Annotated in this window: 20 protein-coding genes; 5 read left to right on the top strand and 15 right to left on the bottom strand. The window is 38.1% G+C overall.

Annotated features, from left to right (window positions below; genetic code table 11):
- Nucleotides 1-14 precede the first annotated feature (14 nt).
- Nucleotides 15-278 (bottom strand): YebG family protein, encoded by a 264-nt coding sequence (locus tag OW492_RS06960; protein ID WP_290039209.1) that lies wholly within the window; start codon nt 276-278, stop codon nt 15-17.
- A gap of 190 nt (nt 279-468) precedes the next feature.
- On the opposite strand from OW492_RS06960, the gene OW492_RS06955 reads away from it, so the two are divergent.
- The 4 genes from OW492_RS06955 to rsmF are packed head-to-tail and all read left to right on the top strand — an operon-like array spanning nt 469 to nt 5,853.
- A complete protein-coding gene (locus tag OW492_RS06955) occupies nt 469-1,062 on the top strand; it encodes a paraquat-inducible protein A (RefSeq protein ID WP_290039208.1) in 594 nt (197 codons plus the stop codon).
- Entirely contained in the window at nt 1,055-1,687 is a 633-nt protein-coding gene (locus OW492_RS06950) for a paraquat-inducible protein A (RefSeq protein ID WP_290039207.1), read from the top strand. Before OW492_RS06955 ends, OW492_RS06950 begins: the two co-directional genes overlap by 8 nt.
- Nucleotides 1,677-4,352: an MlaD family protein gene (locus OW492_RS06945; RefSeq protein ID WP_290039206.1), complete on the top strand. Its 2,676-nt coding sequence runs from the start codon at nt 1,677-1,679 to the stop codon at nt 4,350-4,352. The genes OW492_RS06950 and OW492_RS06945 overlap by 11 nt, the downstream gene beginning before the upstream one ends.
- 55 nt (nt 4,353-4,407) lie before the next feature.
- Nucleotides 4,408-5,853: a 16S rRNA (cytosine(1407)-C(5))-methyltransferase RsmF gene (gene rsmF / locus OW492_RS06940; protein ID WP_290039205.1), complete on the top strand. Its 1,446-nt coding sequence runs from the start codon at nt 4,408-4,410 to the stop codon at nt 5,851-5,853.
- Between the two features lie 289 nt (nt 5,854-6,142).
- Here rsmF and OW492_RS06935 read toward each other — a convergent pair whose 3' ends face one another.
- The 6 genes from OW492_RS06935 to OW492_RS06910 all read right to left on the bottom strand — a co-directional run bounded on the left by OW492_RS06935 (nt 6,143) and on the right by OW492_RS06910 (nt 12,590).
- A complete protein-coding gene (locus OW492_RS06935; RefSeq protein WP_290039204.1) occupies nt 6,143-6,943 on the bottom strand; it encodes a hypothetical protein in 801 nt (266 codons plus the stop codon).
- 560 nt (nt 6,944-7,503) lie between these two features.
- Nucleotides 7,504-8,904, bottom strand: coding sequence for an undecaprenyl-phosphate glucose phosphotransferase (locus OW492_RS06930; protein WP_290039203.1), 1,401 nt, complete (start codon nt 8,902-8,904; stop codon nt 7,504-7,506).
- Between the two features lie 45 nt (nt 8,905-8,949).
- Nucleotides 8,950-10,200 (bottom strand): UDP-N-acetyl-D-mannosamine dehydrogenase, encoded by a 1,251-nt coding sequence (wecC, locus tag OW492_RS06925; RefSeq protein WP_290039202.1) that lies wholly within the window; start codon nt 10,198-10,200, stop codon nt 8,950-8,952.
- Between the two features lie 2 nt (nt 10,201-10,202).
- On the bottom strand, nt 10,203-11,324 hold the full coding sequence (wecB, locus tag OW492_RS06920) for a UDP-N-acetylglucosamine 2-epimerase (non-hydrolyzing) (RefSeq protein ID WP_290039201.1): 1,122 nt from the start codon (nt 11,322-11,324) through the stop codon (nt 10,203-10,205).
- 271 nt (nt 11,325-11,595) lie between these two features.
- The gene (locus OW492_RS06915) at nt 11,596-11,820 is read right to left on the bottom strand and encodes a DUF2835 domain-containing protein (RefSeq protein ID WP_290039200.1); all 225 of its coding nucleotides are present in this window, start codon (nt 11,818-11,820) and stop codon (nt 11,596-11,598) included.
- Nucleotides 11,820-12,590: a methyltransferase domain-containing protein gene (locus tag OW492_RS06910; protein WP_290039199.1), complete on the bottom strand. Its 771-nt coding sequence runs from the start codon at nt 12,588-12,590 to the stop codon at nt 11,820-11,822. Before OW492_RS06910 ends, OW492_RS06915 begins: the two co-directional genes overlap by 1 nt.
- A gap of 277 nt (nt 12,591-12,867) precedes the next feature.
- Here OW492_RS06910 and OW492_RS06905 point away from each other — a divergent pair, with 277 nt between their 5' ends.
- Nucleotides 12,868-13,671, top strand: a complete 804-nt coding sequence (locus OW492_RS06905) for an ElyC/SanA/YdcF family protein (RefSeq protein ID WP_290039198.1) — start codon at nt 12,868-12,870, stop codon at nt 13,669-13,671.
- Nucleotides 13,672-13,718: 47 nt separating this feature from the next.
- On the opposite strand, the gene OW492_RS06900 is transcribed toward OW492_RS06905, so the two are convergent.
- From OW492_RS06900 to oppB, 8 genes are all read right to left on the bottom strand, one after another.
- On the bottom strand, nt 13,719-13,901 hold the full coding sequence (locus tag OW492_RS06900; protein ID WP_220149623.1) for a DUF1737 domain-containing protein: 183 nt from the start codon (nt 13,899-13,901) through the stop codon (nt 13,719-13,721).
- Between the two features lie 167 nt (nt 13,902-14,068).
- A complete protein-coding gene (gene thiI / locus OW492_RS06895; protein WP_290039197.1) occupies nt 14,069-15,523 on the bottom strand; it encodes a tRNA uracil 4-sulfurtransferase ThiI in 1,455 nt (484 codons plus the stop codon).
- Nucleotides 15,524-15,614: 91 nt separating this feature from the next.
- Complete coding sequence (locus tag OW492_RS06890; RefSeq protein ID WP_290039196.1) at nt 15,615-16,148, bottom strand: YaeQ family protein; 534 nt, start codon at nt 16,146-16,148, stop codon at nt 15,615-15,617.
- 71 nt (nt 16,149-16,219) lie between these two features.
- Nucleotides 16,220-17,323 (bottom strand): 3-isopropylmalate dehydrogenase, encoded by a 1,104-nt coding sequence (gene leuB / locus OW492_RS06885; protein ID WP_290039195.1) that lies wholly within the window; start codon nt 17,321-17,323, stop codon nt 16,220-16,222.
- Between the two features lie 213 nt (nt 17,324-17,536).
- Nucleotides 17,537-18,526 carry a murein tripeptide/oligopeptide ABC transporter ATP binding protein OppF gene (gene oppF, locus OW492_RS06880; protein WP_290039194.1) on the bottom strand — a complete coding sequence of 330 codons (990 nt, stop codon included), beginning with the start codon at nt 18,524-18,526 and terminating at the stop codon, nt 17,537-17,539.
- A complete protein-coding gene (locus OW492_RS06875; RefSeq protein ID WP_290039193.1) occupies nt 18,526-19,491 on the bottom strand; it encodes an ABC transporter ATP-binding protein in 966 nt (321 codons plus the stop codon). The genes oppF and OW492_RS06875 overlap by 1 nt, the downstream gene beginning before the upstream one ends.
- 19 nt (nt 19,492-19,510) lie before the next feature.
- Nucleotides 19,511-20,413, bottom strand: a complete 903-nt coding sequence (gene oppC, locus OW492_RS06870) for an oligopeptide ABC transporter permease OppC (protein WP_290039192.1) — start codon at nt 20,411-20,413, stop codon at nt 19,511-19,513.
- Between the two features lie 11 nt (nt 20,414-20,424).
- Nucleotides 20,425-21,345: an oligopeptide ABC transporter permease OppB gene (gene oppB / locus OW492_RS06865; RefSeq protein WP_113817703.1), complete on the bottom strand. Its 921-nt coding sequence runs from the start codon at nt 21,343-21,345 to the stop codon at nt 20,425-20,427.
- Nucleotides 21,346-21,460 lie beyond the last annotated feature (115 nt).

Here is a 21,460-nt window from a genome sequence, read left to right as displayed (position 1 = left end):
TCATCAAATACCGATTAATCTTCTGCTTCAGAAGCCTTTTCAGTACCAAAGTTATTGCCTTTGAATAGGCTTTGTACTATGTCTTTATTACTCGCTATGTATAGACCTAGCTCTTCCAGTTGCTGATCATCCAATGAGACTGGACTATCACTTAGAAATAATGCGATTTGATCAGCGCTATCTAGCATCTTATCGTATGCATCGGCTTCTTTCTTACTGGTAAAGGTCATTTTTTCAACACCCTTTCTTTCTACAATGTATTTAATGATGACTGCCACGGTGGCCTCTTTGTTATAACAATTAAAGATGGTTTATGCCCATACTCACTTTAATTCTGTAGTCAATATGGACACAGCAAAATAACATGGGTATACATACAGTACTACTTGTACTTTAAGAATGCAAATTTTGTCATCTTATATTTAGTTTGCTATCTTATTCAGTATCTCAAATTACTGATAAGTAAGTATGAATACAATTATTTGTAGGCACTGCGACCTAGTTTCAGAACGCCCTGTTTTAACAAAGGGTTATGTTGCCAAATGTGCTCGTTGTCAACACACTTTGTATAAAGCGAAAGCCGCTAATGCCAAGAAAATATTAGCCTTAGCACTCACGGCATTATTACTTGCTCCTCCCGCTTTTTCATTCTCTTTAGTTTCCGTGCATTTACTCGGAGTGACTGAACAAACTAACTTATTACAAGGGGCATTATTATTAATAGATTTTGCGCCTATTGTCGCTTTTGTAGTTATTTTTTGTGCCGTAGTCGCCCCTGTGCTACTTGCGGCTTGTATGTGTTTTAGCAGCGCTTGTATTGTATTAAATAAGCGCCCTCACTTATTAAGTCCAGTGCTTAAAATGACCAGTCTACTCATTCACTGGTCTATGTTAGAAGTCTACATCGTCAGCTTCATGGTCGCCCTGTTCAAACTAAATAGTTATGCAGATCTCTACTACGATAATGGACTATTCTTTTTAGTCGCTTTGTTAATTCTTAACATGAGTATGATATGTGAATACAGCAATGCTTATTATTGGGACTTCTTTACCAATGAATAAACCATTAAAAAGTGGCTTAAGTGCGATTCAGCAAGACACACAGCTATGTAAAGTGTGTGATCGAGCGTCATCCATTAGCCTAAATAAAACACACTGTCCGCATTGTGGCACCCCTATTTCAGTGAGAACGAAGCACAGTATCCAAAAAACCTGGGCATTATTATGCATTGCGTTTATTTTTATCTTTCCCGCTAACATTTATCCAATAACGTATTTACTCAAAAACAATGAAGCTTATCCAGACACCATTTTTTCTGGCATCATGACCTTAGTATCTACAGGAATGACTGGTATCGCGATTATAGTATTCGTCGCTTCAATGCTAGTGCCCGTACTAAAAATCATTGCTTTAGCTGTGATATCTTTAGCCGCTCATTTCAAATGGAAGATAAACCCTAAAACGCAACTTCTTGCCTATACTATTGTCGATTGGATAGGACGCTGGTCAATTCTCGATCTGTTTGTTATTTCAATTATGATGGCCGTATTTGATAAAGGTAACTTTTTATCTGTATACCCTGGAATTGCCGCAACCTCTTTTACTGTGGTAGTGATCACTACCTTATTCGCAGCACAAAGTTTCGATACTCGCTTAATATGGGACGCTAACCTCGATGCCAACTAATATAAACTCCAGCACTGACTCAACTTCACAGCCAGACATTGCTCCTTCAAGATCAATTTCACCGATTTGGTTTTTGCCGTTTATCGCAGCAGTATTAGCAATTTGGATCCTAATTCAAAACATTACCCATCGGAATGTTCAAATTAGTATTCATTTTACTAATGCTGGCGGGATCATTGTTGATAAAACCAAAGTTCGTTACAAAGGAGTTATTGTAGGTACCGTCAAAAAAGTCGAATTAGATGAAGTTGATGGGGTAAACGTGATCGCTGAAATTGAATCGCATGCGACCTTCCTTCTAAAAGAGAAAAGTAAATTATGGTTAGTATCACCTAAAGCCTCTTTAACCTCTATCACGGGGTTAGATACCTTATTCTCAGGTAGTTATATCAATATATTGCCCGGAGAAGGTGATGATGCCACAGAGTTTATGGCAACAGCAGAACAGCCAATCACTATTCCTGATAATGCATTATTATTAAATTTAAGTAGCACGAATGCGGATTCCATCACTATTGGCACACCTATATTTTTCAAGAAGATCCAAGTGGGTGAAATAGCACGTGTCAGATTGGATAAATCAGGCAAACGCGTCAATATCCAGGCATTTATAGAGAAAAAATACAGCAATTTAGTAAAACAAAAGAGTAAATTTTGGAATATTAGTGGTTTGAATGCCAATTTATCGCGTTCAGGAGTTGAGTTTAAACTAGATAGTTTAACCACCTTAATTGCCGGTGGTATTACGTTTAATAGCCCCGATGACTCGGAGCCTGCTGAAAAGAATCAAATATATCAATTGTTTGATAATATTGCAGACAGCAAACAAGGGCTGAGTATTACCTTACAGCTTAATAATACCAATAATTTACCTAAGAGAGCAGGCATTCTATTCAAAGGCCACGGCATTGGACGTATTGATAATATTCGTTACGACACCACCAGCCAGTTGTTTGTTGCAGAAGCGACCATCAATCCTGCCTTCAGTGAACTAGTCACTGAAAGTGCCGAGTTTTGGGTCGAGCAAGCCTCTCTGTCTTTTGCTAACATAAAGAACTTAAGCAATTTGATTACCGGTGATTACATCAGCTTTTCACATGGTGAGCATTATCTTGATGAAGCACAAAAAACACAATTTATGGTGCAATCACATCAACCTCAGTCACAAGATAACCTAAGCCTTACCTTAATAGCAGATAGTGCTGACGGGTTAAGTGAAAATGCCCCAGTAACATACAAAGGCTTAACCATTGGCCAGATTAATGCTTTAACCTTAACTAACGACAGTGAGCATGTACAAGTCACAATACAAATTAACCAAGCATTTAATTACCTTGTTAACTCACAAAGTAAGTTTCATTTATTAAGTGGCGTTAATGTTAAAGCGTCTTTGCAAGGTGTTGAAGTTAATAGCAAACCAATCCAAAATATCATTCAAGGCGGTGTTGCCTTATACAATGAAAAGCCAGTAGATAAACAAACAACAAGCACTATTGAACAAGGTCATAGCTTCTATTTGTATACTTCTAAAGAGATGGCGAAATTAGGAAAAGACGCATTTACCACACCACTACAAGTCAAATTATTAAGTAAAGAGTTACCTTCTGTCAGTATCGGTTCCCCTGTTTATTATCATAAACTCGCTATCGGTGAAGTCAGTGAGTTAACGTTGCATGATACGAGTTTGATGCAAACCACTATCAATATTAATCCTAAATTTAAACACTTAATCACTGATCAAACGATCTTTTGGAATGTCAGTGGCTTTGCCGTTGATGCCGGTTTATCAGGCATTAAAGTTAACGCTCAATCACTTTTATCCATCGCAACGGGCGGCATTGCGCTTGAATTACTACCAGATGCGGTAAATAATAAAACCCAAGATGGCACATACCGCCTTTATGATAATTACCAACATGCAACACAGCCCACAAAACAAGTCACCTTGTTCTATGACGATGCTTCTGACTTAAAAGTTGGCAATAAAGTTAAGTTAAAAGGCTTAGAAGTAGGCGAAATTAGCGCATTGACGCTAAATAAAAATAACCGAGTAGTCGTTACCTTAGATATTATGGATAATTATTTTGATAAGGTTGCAAAGCAAGGCAGTCGCTTCTGGGTTGTGCGTAGTGATATCTCATTATCCGGAGCCAAACACCTTTCAACACTGATCAGTGGCGTATTCATTAACGTAGCACCAGGGCAAGGCGCAGCAAAAAATCAATTTGAAGGCGAAACAACCGCCCCTCTACTAAATGCAGATAAAGTGGGACTATCACTCATTTTATATGCAGATAATGCTGGCTCTACTAACATTAGTAGCCCGATCTATCATCGCCAAATACAAATCGGAGAGGTCACAGATAAACGCTTAAATAGCAATGCATCAGGAGTAGAGATCATGATTAACATCTACCCTGAATTTGCACACCTTATTCGTGAAAATAGCATTTTTTGGCCTGCCTCTGGCTTTAACCTCGATATCGGCATAACCGGTGCCGCGCTCAAAGCCGCTTCATTAACTTCGCTATTAAAAGGTGGAATAAGCATGAGTACTACCGATGAAAAACCATTACAACCAGCAGCAACAAACTACTCAACCTTTAAACTAAAGTCTGGATTAGATGAAGATTGGTTAGATTGGAAACTTAACATTCCTAATTAAAATCAGATTATGGTATCTTGCGCGCATTAATCGTGCGCGTTTTGTAAGGATCCCAATGGATAACAATACTTTTATACCTCAAGCTTTTATCGATAAAATGATCGGTATTTTACCTGAACAGTTAAATATCGATGATTTGCTTAACGCATGTCGACGCCCTTTGCGTCGTGCTATTAGAGTTAACACACTTAAAATAAGTATTGAAGACTTCCAACTTATCGCAGACAAACACCATTGGTCATTAACACCAGTACCATGGTGTAAAGAAGGGTTTTGGATTGAGATAGAAGATGAATCAATTCCACTGGGCAATAGTGCAGAGCACTTAGCTGGTTTATTTTATATTCAAGAAGCCAGCTCCATGATGCCAGTATCTGCATTGCTTAGTCACTTCCAACCAAACCATCAGTCTACTTTGTTAGATGCCGCCGCTGCACCCGGCTCAAAAACAACGCAACTTGCTTCAGCGACTAATCACCAAGGTTTAGTGATTGCCAATGAATACTCATCAAGTCGTATCAAAATGTTACATGCCAATATACAACGATGTGGGATCCAAAACGTCGCGTTAACACACTTTGATGCGGCAGTGTTTGGTCAATGGTTACCTAATACATTCGATGCCATTTTATTAGATGCACCCTGCTCTGGTGAAGGAACCGTGCGTAAAGATAAACATGCAATGAAGAACTGGGAACAAAGTGCAATTGAATCAATTGCAGTGACCCAGAAATCACTAATACAAAGCGCTTTTCAAGCACTTAAAGCAGGCGGTGTGATGGTTTACTCAACTTGTACATTAAGCCTGGAAGAAAACCAAGAAGTCTGTCATTTACTTCAACAAACCTACCCTGAACAAGTTAAGTTTTTATCGCTTGAAAACTTATTCGAAGGCGCAGAGCAATCCTTGACCCAAGAAGGATTTCTACATATTTGGCCTCAAATATACGACACCGAAGGATTTTTTGTTGCAGCCATTCAAAAAACAGGATTAGTTGAAAGTGAACCAGCCAATAAACGCTTAGGAAAGTTTCCTTTTCAAGCTGCACCAACAAGCATTAAGAAAAATCTATTAGATTACTTTAATACTCAATTTGGAATTAATCAGTTCAGTGGTGTTCTCTACCAACGTGATGATGAATTTTGGATCTTCCCTGAGAATATAATCCCATTAATTACTGAATTACGCTTTTCTCGTTTAGGCATAAAAGTAGCTGAGCAGTTTGGTAAAGGCCGTAAATCAGGTTTCAGAGCAACCCATGAGTTTGCGACTTGTTATGGCCAACAAGCTTCAAATAACAAGGTATCTTTAACAGCTGAACAAGCAAAGCTTTATTATCAAGGTCGTGATATTCATGACATTGAAACAAAAAATAATAAAGGTGAAGTGTTATTAACCTATCAAGAGCATGTCATTGGTTTAGGTAAATCATTAGATAATCGTATTAAAAATAGCCGACCTAGAGACCTGATTATCGACCAAAACTTATTTGATTTTTAGCTGCTGAAAATACCTATCTCAAATCAGACCTAAAGTTTTCCGGCTACTAATAGCCGGCAAACTTTAAAATAACTAGCATCAAGCAGCCAAGTATTGTTTATTAACATTATTTAGATTGAGCTTTATTGAAGGCTTATAGGATGGTTTGTCTCACCTGAAAAGTGAGTTAGCAAACAATCTACTTTTGACCAACACTGCTTAGCAGAACCTGTAATATTTCTAATGTATAACACCGTCCTAATGGGGTTAACATGTGGAGTAAAAAACTAATCCTCTGTCTAAGTTTCATTTAAATACCTTTCTCAGGCTTTTTACTATGATTTAGTTCACTAATATAATTGAGAAATTCAAGCCCTAAACCATTCAAACTAGACTTAAACACAAATTTTTTATCAGGTAAGGTTGAAACTGGAATTTCTAACCCTATTGTCCCTGCATCTGTATTCGTAATAATGCCAGATCTAACTACATCACCAACATTAGGAAGAAGTAACTTAAATTCAAAATACAAATTGTGCTGTGAAAGATCCTGAACAATTTTTTTAACAAACAAACTTTCTCCCACTAAATCAGGCTTTAGTTTAAATAACTCCCTAGATAAATAGTAAGTATAACGAGACTCTGTTGTTTCCTTATCAACCCCCCAAATAATTCCATTCCGTAACATTTCAAGAATTTTAATATGCGATACAGTTAGTTCATCAATAAGGTTCATAAAGATAATTTTTTTGTCATAACTCAAAGTTGGTGTTGTAAGACTATTAACTACAGCATTACTAAAAAATTTAATTTTTTCGATCTGATGATGCTTTAAAACTAGCTGGTTAGCGGTTATTAACAAACTTTGAAATTCTTCATCAATTATCAGGTTTTCTATGTTGTCTACCTTTTCTGAGAGTATATTTAGAGAATCAATAACATCTGCAATCCACTTTTCTGCTCTTGCTTCAGCGGGAGGTTGCCATAACATGTTAAAAATTTCTAACAATGTTCCGCTACCTGCCGGACATAACCCTATTGCTGCACGAATAGCTCTATGTGTTTTGTCTTTTGTACCCTCTATGCTAGGCACGTATTCTTCGATATCCAAAACTACTCCTAGAAACCCAACGAGGCTGTGGAATTTCTCATTCTCAGCACGAATTTTAATTATAAAAACACAATATTTTATATTTACTTGAGATTCAAATAGATTATTAACTTTACAATAAATGATTGATTAAATTGAGCTGTAAGAGTGTTTACGAGGTTAATTACGTTGGATTATTGCGGTTTAAGGGCTTAGCACTTGGATTAATGTAAACTATTCCTTAACTTCTCAATATTATGAACAAGACAATGCATTAGCCATTGCGTACTCACTATAATATTACCGTTTTTTACTGTTGATAAGGTTAAAGCAGACTGTACGAGCTTAGGCATTAATCAGTACTTAATGCTATGTAGCGCTTTAGATAGAGATGCATTACCACGAAGGACCATGGGGACGAGGAAAAGTCAAAACAAGCAGGCTGAAGCCAGCGCCCCGAAAACCAAACATCAGGGGCTAAATACTAAGTTAAGATGTTGGTATAACGGCTTAACTGTTTAACTGCCTGAAAATAGTTCACTGCTTTAAGTGAGGTGTTTTATCTATCACCAATAATGTCTTTAATAAGCATTCTTATCCGTAAAGCCTCTAATGATAGTGAGAAAGATAATCTTAAGATCAAAACTAATTGACCAATTTCGAATATATTCTAAATCAAACTCAACACGTTTTTGCATTTTAACTAAGGTGTCGGTTTCTCCGCGCCAACCATTAATCTGCGCCCAACCTGTAATGCCTGGTTTAACTTTGTGGCGTAGCATGTAGTAATCAACTAACTTACGATATTGCTCATTATGCGCAACAGCATGCGGCCTAGGGCCCACTAGAGACATGCTACCAAACAGCACATTAATAAATTGTGGTAATTCATCGAGAGAGGTTTTACGTAAAATAGCCCCTAACTTGGTGACGCGCGCATCCCCCTGGACTGCTTGATTAACCACTTTTCCGTTATCCATGGAGCTCATAGAGCGGAACTTCCAGACTTTAATAGCACGACCATCTAAGCCATAACGTAATTGCTTAAATAGTATAGGCCCTGGCGAGTCTATTTTTATCAGGAGAGCTATTAACAGCATAGGCAATGAAATGAGGAATAAAATAAGCATTGATCCTAGAATATCTTCGAGGCGTTTTAATAATCTTGAGGGACCGGTCATTGGTGACTCATAAACACTAATGGTTTGAATAGCACCGAGGTGTGATAAACGCGCATTAAGCAGATTAAAGGTGAAAAAGTCAGGAACGATAAACACATCAATCGTAGTATCGCCTAATGATCTCAATACGCCTTCTATGCGTTTTTGAGCCGCTAATGGTAGAGCAATATAGATAACATCAATACCGCCTGCTTTAGCTAATTCGACTCCTTGATTGATACCACCGATAAGGTGCTCTTTATATTTATTGGGTGAACGTGGATCGGCTCTATCATCATAAAATCCAGCTAAAATATAGCCTGTTTCAGGCTTGTTAATAAACTGTTCCGCCAATAACTCGCCCGATCGTGTTAATCCAAAAACCGCGACTTTGCGAGTATAAAAGCCGGCTTTGCGACGTTTATAGATAAAGAGATAGAGCAATAATCTCCAGCCACCTAATGCAATGCAATTAAATAGGATCCATAAGCCAACAATAAGCCGGGAGATATCTAAGCTAGTTTTACTAAAGAACAAAAAGACAACAACACAAAATACACCAGCAAACCAACATATAAAGGTCGAACTGGAAAGGCGAGAAAATTCACCGAGACGCCAACAACGGTATAATTGATAACTTTCAGCGGCGAAAAAGAAACCTATTGAAGCAATCAAGCCAACCACTAAATAAGTGTTAGTAAACGCCTCTTCTCTTATAGATAAGATTAAAAACAAACTTAATTGGATAGTTAAAAAATCAATGACTCGGTATAAGGCCGAGTAAACATTTTCACTGTCTTTTACATGCTGTTGTCCTGACATTTACTTCCCTTTAAATACTTTACAGGGAAGTAATAGCCTATGAAGCTAAATAATACCCCGAGTATCAATGACGACTTTTGTTGCAAATTTAGTACGATCCGTCGCTTTAAATTGTTTATGGTCAACTAGCACCACAATTACATTGGCTTTGTCTAATGCCTCTTCAAGTGAAGTTAATTGTAGCCCTGATTTTGATAGTGACTCAGGTAGTTTTTTAATATTAGGCTCAACAGCAATAATATCAGCGAACCCTTTTGCTACGAGATCTTCAACAATATTTAATGCAGGGCTTTCACGTAAATCATCAATATCCGCCTTAAACGCTAAGCCTAAACAAGCAATAACCGGACGTTTAAACTCATCTGCTGCACGTAATATTTGTTCAACAACATAATGTGGCTTGTCATCATTGATTAAACGCGCTTGCTTAATTATTTTGGCCTCTTCAGGACAACTATCGACAATGAACCAAGGATCAACCGCAATACAGTGTCCACCGACACCAGGCCCTGGGTTTAAGATGTTCACTCGAGGATGGCGATTCGCTAACCTGATTAACTCCCAAACATTGATTTTCAATTTATCACAAATTACTGATAATTCATTGGCAAAAGCAATGTTGACATCACGAAATGAGTTTTCTGTTAATTTAGCCATTTCCGCCGTACGCGCATTAGTGACGATACATTCACCACGTACGAATTTCTGATAAAGCTGAGTCGCTAATTGACTACAAGCACTGGACATACCACCTATCACTCGGTCATTAGAGACTAACTCTTGCAAGACATGCCCGGGTAACACGCGTTCAGGACAATGCGCAATTTTGATATCAGCTAGGTCACCTTTATCCTGTGGGAAAGACAAGTCTGGACGGGCTAATTTTAACCATCCCGCTAATTTTTCAGTGGTGCCTACAGGGGATGTTGATTCTAAAATGACGAGATTACCTTTGGTTAATACTGGGGCAATCATTTTTGCAGCAGACTCAATATAAGATAAGTCAGGAGAGTGTATTGCGTCTGCAGTTTGTTTAAAAGGAGTTGGTACTGCCACCATAAATACATCTGCCGGTTCAGCTTGCGTTGTTGCACGCAATTTACCCGTGGTCACAACACTGCGAACAACGATATCTAAATCGGGTTCAACAATATGGATTTTCCCTGCATTAATTGTTTCTACTGCTTCTTTAATAACATCAACACCGATTACATCAATACCGCGTGAAGCAATCACTGCAGCGGTAGGTAATCCAATGTATCCTAAGCCAATAACTGAAACCGTTTGAAATGGCATAATCAATCCTTTAATAATTCATTTACTATTCGAGCGCTGGCTAAACCATCTCCGTAAGGGTTATGGGCTTTGGCCATAGTTTGATAACTGTTAACTTCTGTTAATAGTGCAAGTGTCTGTTCTGTGATGCATTGTACATCAGTCCCAACCAATTTAACTGTGCCAGCTACAATGGCTTCAGGTCTTTCCGTAGTGTCACGCATGACTAATACAGGCTTTCCTAATGAAGGGGCTTCTTCTTGAATTCCGCCTGAATCAGTAATGATCAAATAGCAACGATTCATTAAATATACGAAAGGTAAATAATCTTGAGGTTCAATTAAGTAAATATTATCAAACTGACTCAATAAACGATTAACCGGCTCTCGAACATTAGGATTAAGGTGCATTGGATAGACAATTTGTATATCCGGTTGGGCTTGGGCAATATTTGATAACGCTTCACAAATACGTTCAAATCCACCTCCAAAACTTTCACGTCTATGACCTGTTACTAAAACCATTTTTCTATTGGCATCTAAAAAGGGAAACTGAACATCTAAACTGCGTAGCAAAGCCCTATCTGATTCTAACTTATCTTTCACCCATAACAGTGCGTCAATCACTGTATTTCCTGTCACACTAATGTGTGCTTCATCAACCTGTTCCTTCAATAGGTTCTGTTTAGATAACTCCGTAGGAGCGAAATGATATCGTGTTAACACACCAGTTAATCGACGATTCGCCTCTTCTGGCCATGGTGAAGAAAGGTCGCCAGTTCTCAAACCTGCTTCTATATGCCCTATGTTGACCTGTTTATAAAAAGCCGCTAATGAAGCAGAAAAAGAGGTAGTAGTATCGCCGTGTACCAACACCACATCAGGTTGAAAATCATCCAATACCTGCTTTAAACCATGTAGAATATTTTCAGTGACATCAAAAAGATCTTGCCCGGCTTTCATGATATTCAAATCATAGTCAGGTTTGATAGAAAAAAGTTGTAACACTTGATCTAACATCTCACGATGTTGTGCTGTGACGCAGACTTTACTCTCTATGGTTGGCTCCGCCGCTAGTTTATGTACTAATGGCGCCATTTTAATCGCTTCTGGACGAGTTCCAAAAACGGTTAATACTTTTTTCATGAAAAATCCTATAAAACGATATTGGCGGTACTAATAAAGCAAATAATTTGGGAAAAATTGATAATGCTTCCCAACCAAAAACAACTGAAAACCAATATGAGGGGAAACTTAATTTACTTTAGTAACAGAAAACTCCTTGTATTATATATAAAAAAAGTCAAATTCAAAGTAAAGACGCATGATAATTATACTAACCAGAGCAACTACTCAGTTAAGGGTACAACAATTACCCAGACAGAAAATAGCAAATAAAAGTCAAATGAAGAAAACGCTAAGCATGGAGAAAAATTAACTGTTGAAATTTATTTTCATCAGTTAGTTGTAACTCAAAGTACCCTCTTACGCCTAGTTGTGTAAAAAATGGTACAAAACGCATCGCAGGTAACTGAATGGTTTTTCCTTGCTCACTGCGGACTTTAACCACCGTATTAGGCACTCTATATAGTTTTTCAAACTCTTGATAATTAATATTAATTCTGAAATGGTAGGACTGCATTATCCTTCCCTCTTTAAGGTTAAATGCGTATACCTGCCCAATGAAGCATATGGCTCCTGATGGCAATAATTCATTTCCATCTTTAATAGTTGTTCAAAACTATTTTCAGCAACGTCAGGTGACTTCATGTAATCATGAATAACCCGAACACCTGTTTTCTGCACAGTCATCATACGGGCTTGCTTAAGCCAATTTAACACATCTCTTTCGTATAACGGATTAGTTGGTGATAAACGTACTACTTTTTTGCGAGGCATACCCAATTCTACAAAATTTAAATTACCTGAGACTAAATTAAAAAAGCGTTGGGCTTCTTTGTTATAAAACATTAATGACATTAATCCATCATCTTTAAGCCACTGTAATAAACTAGTTAAAGTCGCTTGCGGATCGGCTAACCATTCTAAAACAGCATGATTTAAAATCAGATCAAATTGCCCAGTAACATGCTCAGATAATGATTGAATAGGACAGTGTAATAAGGTGACATTCTGTTGGTAAGGTTGACCATCAAGTTGTGTTTTAGCGACTTTTAATAATTCACCAGAAATATCACATAATACTACTTGATGACCTAATGCCGCCATTTTTTGGCTAAAAAAACCAAAGCCACCACCAGCATCTAAGATCCTTAGACACGGTTTATTTAAACGTTTAATACAATCTTGTAACTCCCGCCAAACCACTTCTTTACGGATCTTACCTTTGTCGCTGCCATAAATATTTTTTACAAATTTTTCTGCAATTGGGTCGAAGTTATGGTCATTCACTGCAATGTCTCTTTTCTCTAATTCAATAGTCCATTATACGTGATTTTAACCAAAAATAATCTATCTTGATAAGAGCAATACTCACGGAGTCAGCAAATAATTTCAGTTCACTTCACACAATAAATAATGATATTGTAACGCAAACATTCAACTAAATAGGTAGAAGTGAGTGAGCTAAATTGGTACATGAACCGTATCAATATAATTACAAGTGTATTTACGCTAGGTTATTGATAAATATCATTTCACAACACAATAAATAACAAAAGGAATCTCGATGGAATTTATAATAAAAAAATGGGTTGGTGGATTATTAATGCCTCTCCCCTTCGCTTTATTATTACTATTTGTCAGCCTTTTAATGTTGTTTTTTAGTGACCGTCAGGTGGTCGCAAAAATACTCACACTTTGTAGCTTTCTGATCTTACTTTCATTCAGTTTACTGCCTGCTGCATACCATTTAACTAAACCTTTAGAGCGTCAATATCCACCTTTGCTAGCAGCTGACCAATCCTTTGATTATATCTTAGTGCTAGGATCTTCTGGCATAGATGACCCGAACTTACCCGTTACTGGACAACTTTCAGCGACTGCTTTAAGCCGTTTTAGTGAAGTGCTTCGTTTACACTATGCAAACCCTGATGCGATGATTATTGTTTCTGGATCTGGTTTTGGAGATACGAAAAGCCATGCACAACTATTAGAGCAATTGGCTACCGAGTTAAACATACCAAAACAGAAGATTATTAGATTAGATTACACTCAAGATACAGCACAAGAAGCGAAAGTAATGTCATTAATTATCGATGGTAAGAAAGCAGCGTTAGTAACTTCCGCAACACATATGCCACGAGCAATGCAGTTATTTAAACGTTTCCATCAGTCTCCAACCCCGGCTCCGGCGATGTACCTTGCCAAAGACGATACGAATGGTTTACCTTGGTATACTTACATTCCATCAGCTTATCAGCTTTATAAATCAGAGCTCTCGATGCATGAATATTTGGGACAGTTACAGCAATGGATACTTAAGAAATTGCGCGAAGAAGAGATATTACCAGTACAAAGCAGTGTAGAATAAAACAAGCCTAGTTTAACTAGGCCTGCTTACTTGGGGTAGTTAGCTATTTATACCAGTTGAGAAGGTCTTTTAATGACAGCTTGGCCTACGACTACATGTTGCCCATTAAATGTCATTGTTGGAGACCCATAAAGCTCATAACCTTCACTTAACGCTTTAGTAATACGTTTACAAAACTCTGAATCATCTTTACCAGTAATTAATCTATAGTTATCAATTGAATGTGGCATATTTGGATATCCTTTTAATGATTTATGGAAGTAGCTTCAGGATACGACTTTTTATATTAAATCACCTATTAATTTTTAAAAAACTTTGAATTAAAAAGCTGATTGAATAAAAAAACGGCATATTTAATGCCGTTTTATCTCATAAACTGATTTAATCTTATGACTGACTAAGGTCTATATACCTTCACATTCTCATAACCCGCTTCTTTTAGGTACAAAGCTTGTAACTGACTCATCACGCCTCGTTCACAATAAAGCAAGTAAGTTTTACTTTGATCTAACTTTTCAAACTGATTCGCGAGTTTAAAGAAAGGGATATGTTTAATTTGAACACCGTCAATCTCTAATGGTTTTTCATCTTCCTCTTCTGCAGAGCGAATATCGAGTAAGATTTCATTTTCTGCGAATGCAGAAACAGACTCAACTTCAGGCACTTGCTGTTTAGCAGCTGCAGCAATCTCTTTAATATCCAATGTCACTGCATCAGCAACTACTTGATCAATTAAATCCATATTGAAGTTTGATTCTTCTTTCTGAATTTTACTCATCACAGCTTTAACTGTTGGACGCTGTGAAATAACACCACAATATTCAGGGATCGTTTCAGATATTTCAGCAGTGCCAATATCACGAGCACAATCGATAATCTCTTGTTTATCAGTGGCCACTAATGGGCGCAGAATTAAGGTATCCGTTACTTGGTCAATCACTGAAAGGTTACGAAGTGTTTGACTTGACACTTGCCCTAATGCTTCACCGGTTACTAGACCTTCAATCGCTAAATTTTCAGCCACTTTACTCGCGGCACGCATCATCATACGTTTTAACACAACGCCCATTTGACCGTTATCTACTTTTTCAAGAATTTCTGCGACAACCGGTTCAAAAGGCACAGAAACAAATTTAACACGATGTGAAGCACCAAAACGCTCCCACAGATGATAAGCCACTTGTTTCACGCCAATTTCATGTGCAGCCCCACCAAGGTTAAAGAAACAGTAATGTACACGTGAACCACGTTTCAATAACTTGTAACTGGATACGCCAGAATCAAAACCACCTGAAATAAGCGATAATACTGACTCTTGTGTCCCTAGTGGAAATCCACCTAAACCTTGGTGACGTTGGTCAATCATAAACAATTTATCTTCGTTTATTTCAATATTAACGGTCACATCTGGATTTTTTAATTTAACCGAAAGCGCTTCAGTATGTTGATTTAAACCACCACCAACATAACGTTCAACTTCATTTGAACCAAAGTCATGTGTCCCTATTCGTTTAGCACGAACACAGAATGTTTTACCTGCTAAGCTATCGCCAAAACAGTTTTTTGTTTGCTCATAAATATCATGAATATCAGTAAAAGTGGATTCAGTAACTTCTAAAAAGTGTGCAATACCTGGCGTGCTTTTCAGATAATGGATCACCTTCGCTTTATTATCTGGATCATTGTTTTCACTACGAACAATGATTTTATCCCACTCTAGAATTACCTTAATATCTTGATCATGGCGAGTTAGTACATTACGAATGTTTCCCTGTAGCATCTTGCTAAAGCGCTTACGCACAGGTTTACTTTTCATCATGATTTCAGGAAAAAGCTTAACGATAAATTTCATGGGGGTACCACTCTTGGATTCAGGACTGTGTTAATTTTAAGAAGTGCGGATTATACGCTGTGAATTGTAGTGTGCAATGTTTTACCTATGACTAACTTTTTAATGTCACTAGGTTAACTTCACAACTGCCTTTATCAGTGGCAATATAGAACACATTATCAGTCATGGTAATACTAAAATCCATCGTTCTCTCTACTAATGCAGCAAAGGCTTGAATTTGCTCAAACTCAAATTGATATACCTGCGCTTTAGTTGTGTTGAACTCTTTCTCTGACTGTTTCCACCACACATTCGACTTAGTATTAAAAGTATACACTTTCACACTTTTGGCTTGATGGCAGGCTTTTCTAATTCGCTCAAATGCAGGCTCCCCTACATCAATCCAACACAAAAATTCATCACTGTAGTTTTTTGCCCAAATATCAGGGTCATCGGCTTCACTTAATCCCTTAGTAAAGCTAAGAAACTCTTGATTATTCAATACAAAAGCAAGCGTACGAGTAACCATACGCTCAGTGGTTTCCGATGGATGTTGAGCAATCGTCAATGGGATCGTTTCATAAACATCATCATCTAAATTAGACACATTGATGTTCATTTTAATAATAGTCGGCTTTAATGCCATTTTACTTTCTCCAAAAAAAAACCACGTTATATAACGTGGTTTAACATTATCTAATCATTTATTAAAAATGATTATACAGGCATTTTAGCTAATTCTTCACAAACCATATCACCGAATTCAGCAGTACTTACTAAGTTCGCTTCACCTTCTTTAGATAGGTCTGATGTTGAGTAACCATTTGCAAATACACTTTGCATTGCAGCCCACAGGTTTTTCGCTTCTTTTTCCATACCAAAGCTCATTTCTAGCATTAGTGCAACAGAACCAATCATTGAGTATGGGTTAGCAATACCTTTACCAGCGATATCTGGTGCAGAGCCGTGTGATGGTTCGTAGTAAGATTTCTCAGGACCTTTACAAGCAGAAGGCATAAGGCCTAGAGAACCTAAGATACCGCCACCTTGGTCACTTAAAATGTCACCAAACATATTTTCCATTACCATTACGTCAAACATAGTTGGTTTTAGACATAGGTAAGTTGCAGCAGCATCAACAAGAATGTTGATTACTTCAACTTCAGGGAAGTTTTTGCTTTCTTCTTCAACAATTTCATTCCATAAAACACTTGATTTCAATACGTTTGATTTATGGATGTTGTGCATTACTTTTTTACGTTTCATTGAAACTTCAAAACCAACGCGGATAATTTGGCGAATTTGATCTTCATCGTATTCTAAAACTTCACGTACGAAACGCTTGCCTTGGGCATCAACACCTGTTTCTTTCTCACCAAAGTATAAACCACCTACTAATTCACGGATTAGCATGATGTCGATACCTTCACCCACTACCGACTCTTTTAATGGAGAAAAGTGTGCTAGGCCTTTTGGTAAGTAAACAGGACGGAAGTTAGCATAAGTATTGTAACGACGACGTAATGGTAATAATGCACCACGTTCAGGTTGTTCATCAACAGGGATTTTTTGAGAGTCTTCGTGATTTAAACCAATCGTACCTTTTAAGATAGCATCTGCTTTATCACAAGCCACTTTTGTTTCTTCAGGGAAAGATTTGCCAGTTGCAAAGTAAGCAGCAGCACCAAATAATACGTCGTTTAATTCAAAGTTAACGTCAGCGTTACGCTCTTCAACTAATTTTAAAACCTTTACCGCTTCCTTCATAACTTCAGGACCGATGCCGTCACCAGCTAATAAAGCAATGTTATATGTAGTCATTATAATTCCCTAAATGATATTCGATTGTATTTCTTGGGGCACATAATAAGGTATAAATGGCGAGCATTTCAATGCATGAAGACATTTTTTACAATTTAATGAAAATAATAAGAAGATTTGATGTTTGAAATAGGGAAGTAACACCAATCACAAAATACTTTGATTGGTGTTTATCATCTTGCTTTAGATCACGTGGTAATACCGGTTAGTAAATTACACTTCTAAAATACAAGCAGTTGCGTGAGTTTCGCTACCTTTAAGCAGTGTTTCACAATGACTGCAGTTATCAACGGCAATAGGGCAACGTGTTCTAAATACACAACCCGATGGTGGATTCATCGGTGATGGTAAATCCCCCTCTAACATTTGTACTTTTTTATTTCGTTCAATATTAGGATCAGGAATTGGCACTGCAGACATCAGTGCTTTAGTGTAAGGATGTTTCGGATCGGCAAATAACTCATCACAAGTACCAAACTCGACAGCATTACCGAGATACATCACTAGCACACGGTCAGAGATATGTTTCACGACAGATAAATCATGAGCAATAAAGATCAGGCTTAACCCTAACTCTTTCTGTAATGATTTCAGTAAATTCACCACCTGTGCTTGAATTGATACATCTAAAGCAGACACCGGCTCATCACAGATAATCATTTTTGGTTTTAGAATCAGGGCACGTGCTATCCCAATCCGCTGACACTGACCACCAGAGAATTCATGTGGGTAGCGATTGATCACATTAGGTAATAAACCGACCTTATCCATGATCTCTTTCACCTGTGTTTTCACTTCCTGTTTACTTAACTTAGGATAAAAAGTCCGTAATGGCTCAGCAATAATATCTCCCACGTTCATGCGCGGATTTAACGACGCGAGTGGATCTTGGAAAATCATCTGAATCTGTTTACGTTTATCACGCATTGCTTGTTCACTTAAGGTAGCTAGGTCTTCTCCTAACCACACCACTTGCCCTGAGCTTACTGGCACTAGCCCAATAATGGCTCGAGCGAGTGTTGATTTACCACAACCAGACTCCCCTACTACACCTAATGTTTCACCTTCATAGAGTTTAAGGTCAATACCATCCACTGCTTTTAAAGGGATCGGTTTTGCCCAAGGTAACAGTGATTTAGAAGGGATATTAAACTGTACTTTTAATGATTTAATATCGAGTATTAATTTTTTATCTGTTTCCATTACCATGACTCCCAATTAGAAAAACAAGCACGTGAACGCCCTTCAGCAAACGCCGTTAACTGTGGAGTTTGATCGCATTCCCCCTGTACCACTCGATGACATCTATCTTGGTAAGGGCAGCCTTGTGGTAAGTTTAGTAAGTTAGGTGGATTACCAGGAATGGTGGGTAATTCATCTGCTTGACTATCTAAACGAGGAATCGCTTTTAATAACCCTTCCGTGTAGGGATGGCTTGGTTGGTAAAATATCTCGTTAACCGATCCATATTCCATCGTACGTCCGGCATACATGACTAACACTTTATCGCAGCTCCCTGCCACTACGCCTAAATCATGGGTGATCATAATAATCGCCGTATTAAATTTATGCTTTAATTCATTTAAGAGATCCATAATTTGCGCTTGAATGGTCACATCGAGTGCTGTTGTTGGTTCATCTGCAATGAGTAATTTAGGGCGGCACAGTAGTGCCATTGCAATCATTACACGTTGACGCATCCCCCCAGAGAACTCATGAGGGTACATATTAATACGACTGCGTGCCTCTGGTATTTTAACCGCTTCTAGCATTTCAACAGATTCTTCAAAAGCGGCTTTTTTACTTAACCCTTTATGCAAAATAAGCACTTCCATCATTTGCGCACTGACTTTCATATAAGGGTTCAATGATGTCATTGGATCTTGAAAAATCATCGCAATTTGCTCAGCACGCACTTTATTTAATTGTTTCTCCGGTAGATTAAGAATTTCATTACCTTCAAATTTTGCACTACCAGAAATAATGCCATTTTTTGCCAATAATCCCATTAAGGCAAACACTGTCTGTGATTTACCTGAACCTGATTCACCAACAATCCCCAGTGTCTCGCCTGGTTGCAGTGAAAACGTTAAATCGTTAACGGCTGTAACATTACCGTCTTGGGTAGTGAACTCCACATGGAGATCTTGTACATCTAATAAACTCATTTTTGTTTCCTTAATGCAACTATCGGTCTTTTGGATCTAACGCATCACGTAGACCATCACCAATATAGTTAAAACAAAATAACGTGATCACCATAAAAGCAGCCGGAAAACCTAATTGCCAAATTGCCACTTCCATACTTTGTGCTCCCTCTTGCAATAACGCTCCCCAACTGGTCATTGGCTCTTGCACACCAAGCCCTAAAAAGCTTAAGAAGGATTCAGTCAAGATCATACTAGGTACTAGTAGCGTGGAGTAAACGGCAACAATCCCCAACACATTAGGAATAATGTGGCGGCGAATAATATTCCATTTACTCACACCCGATACATGTGCCGCTTCAATAAACTCTTTGCTACGTAAGCTCAGTGTTTGTCCACGCACGATACGCGCCATGTCTAACCAAGCAATCGCACCAATAGCAACAAAAATAAGTACAATATTGCGCCCAAAAAAGGTGACTAATACAATCACTAAGAACATAAAAGGAATAGCATAGAGGATTTCTAAAACACGCATCATAATTCGGTCAACTTTACCGCCAATGAAGCCAGACGTTGCACCGTAGACAGTACCAATAATCACAGCAACAACCGCTCCAAGTACACCTACCATCATGGAGATGCGTCCGCCAATAAAGGTACGAACAAAGAGATCCCGGCCTAAGCTATCGGTACCAAATAAATGCGTTGCAGATGGTCCTTCATGTAACGCGTACCAATCGGTATCATCATAGGCAAACTCAGCCATCATCGGCACAAAAATAACGGCTAATACAATCGCGGCTAAGATAACTAAACTGACCATCGCCGCTTTGTTACGCATAAAACGAATTCGTGCATCTTGCCAAAGGCTACGACCTTGTATTTCTAGGTTGCTAGAAAAGGCTTCCACCGCCTCCACATTTTGTTTTTTTGTAAACATCTACTCAGTCCTTAATAGCGAATTTTTGGATCAACATACGCCAATAAAATATCTACAATGGCGTTAAATACGATAAACAATAATCCAATTAAAATGGTGATCCCCATTACTAACGAGTAATCTCGATTAAATGCAGCGTTAACAAATAGTTTGCCAATACCAGGTAAACCAAAGATAGTTTCAATAACAACGGAACCAGTAATAATCCCCACAAAGGCAGGCCCCATATAAGAAACAACAGGTAACATGGCAGGTTTTAAGGCGTGGCGCAGTACGATATAAGAGAAGCTTAAGCCTTTTGCACGTGCAGTTCTGATAAAGTTACTATTAAGTGTTTCAATCATGCTACCGCGTGTAATACGCGCAAAGGTTGCCACATACATCATCGCCATCCCTAACACTGGCAACACCATATACTTCAACGATCCATCAAACCATCCACCAGCTGGGAACCAACCTAAGCCAATGGAAAAGATATAAATAAGTACAGGTGCTAATACAAAGGATGGCATGACAATGCCGAGCATCGACGTTGACATTAAGCCATAATCAAGCCACGTATTTTGCTTTAGTGCCGCGATGGTGCCAATTGCAACACCACACACGAGGGCAAAGATAAAAGCAAAAGCTCCAATTTTTGCTGAAACGGGTAAAGCAGCAACCACCAGCTCATTAACGGTAAAGTCTTGGTATTTAAATGATGGCCCTAAATCACCCTGTAGTACATTGGTTAAATAGGTGGTGTATTGTTCAAAAACAGGTTTATCCAAACCATATTTTGCATTGATGTTTTGCATTACCTGCGGGGGTAGTTCACGTTCACTGGAAAAAGGACTTCCTGGTGCAAAGCGCATCAAAAAGAAAGAAACAGTAATTAAAACTAACAGTGTAGGAATAGCCTCAATCACTCTCTTTAAGATAAATTTAAACATAACATTCTCAATTTAATAGATCACAACAGGCACACTAATCATGTTGATCAGCGTGCTTGATATGATACAAAATAGATAATGGGAGGCGTTAACCTCTCACCTTAAATGGTATAAA

Origin of the sequence: Psychromonas sp. 14N.309.X.WAT.B.A12 (assembly GCF_030397575.1) — a bacterium.
GTDB lineage: Bacteria > Pseudomonadota > Gammaproteobacteria > Enterobacterales > Psychromonadaceae > Psychromonas.
Note: the sequence above shows the minus strand (reverse complement) of the source record. Positions and strands in the feature narration are given on the sequence as shown.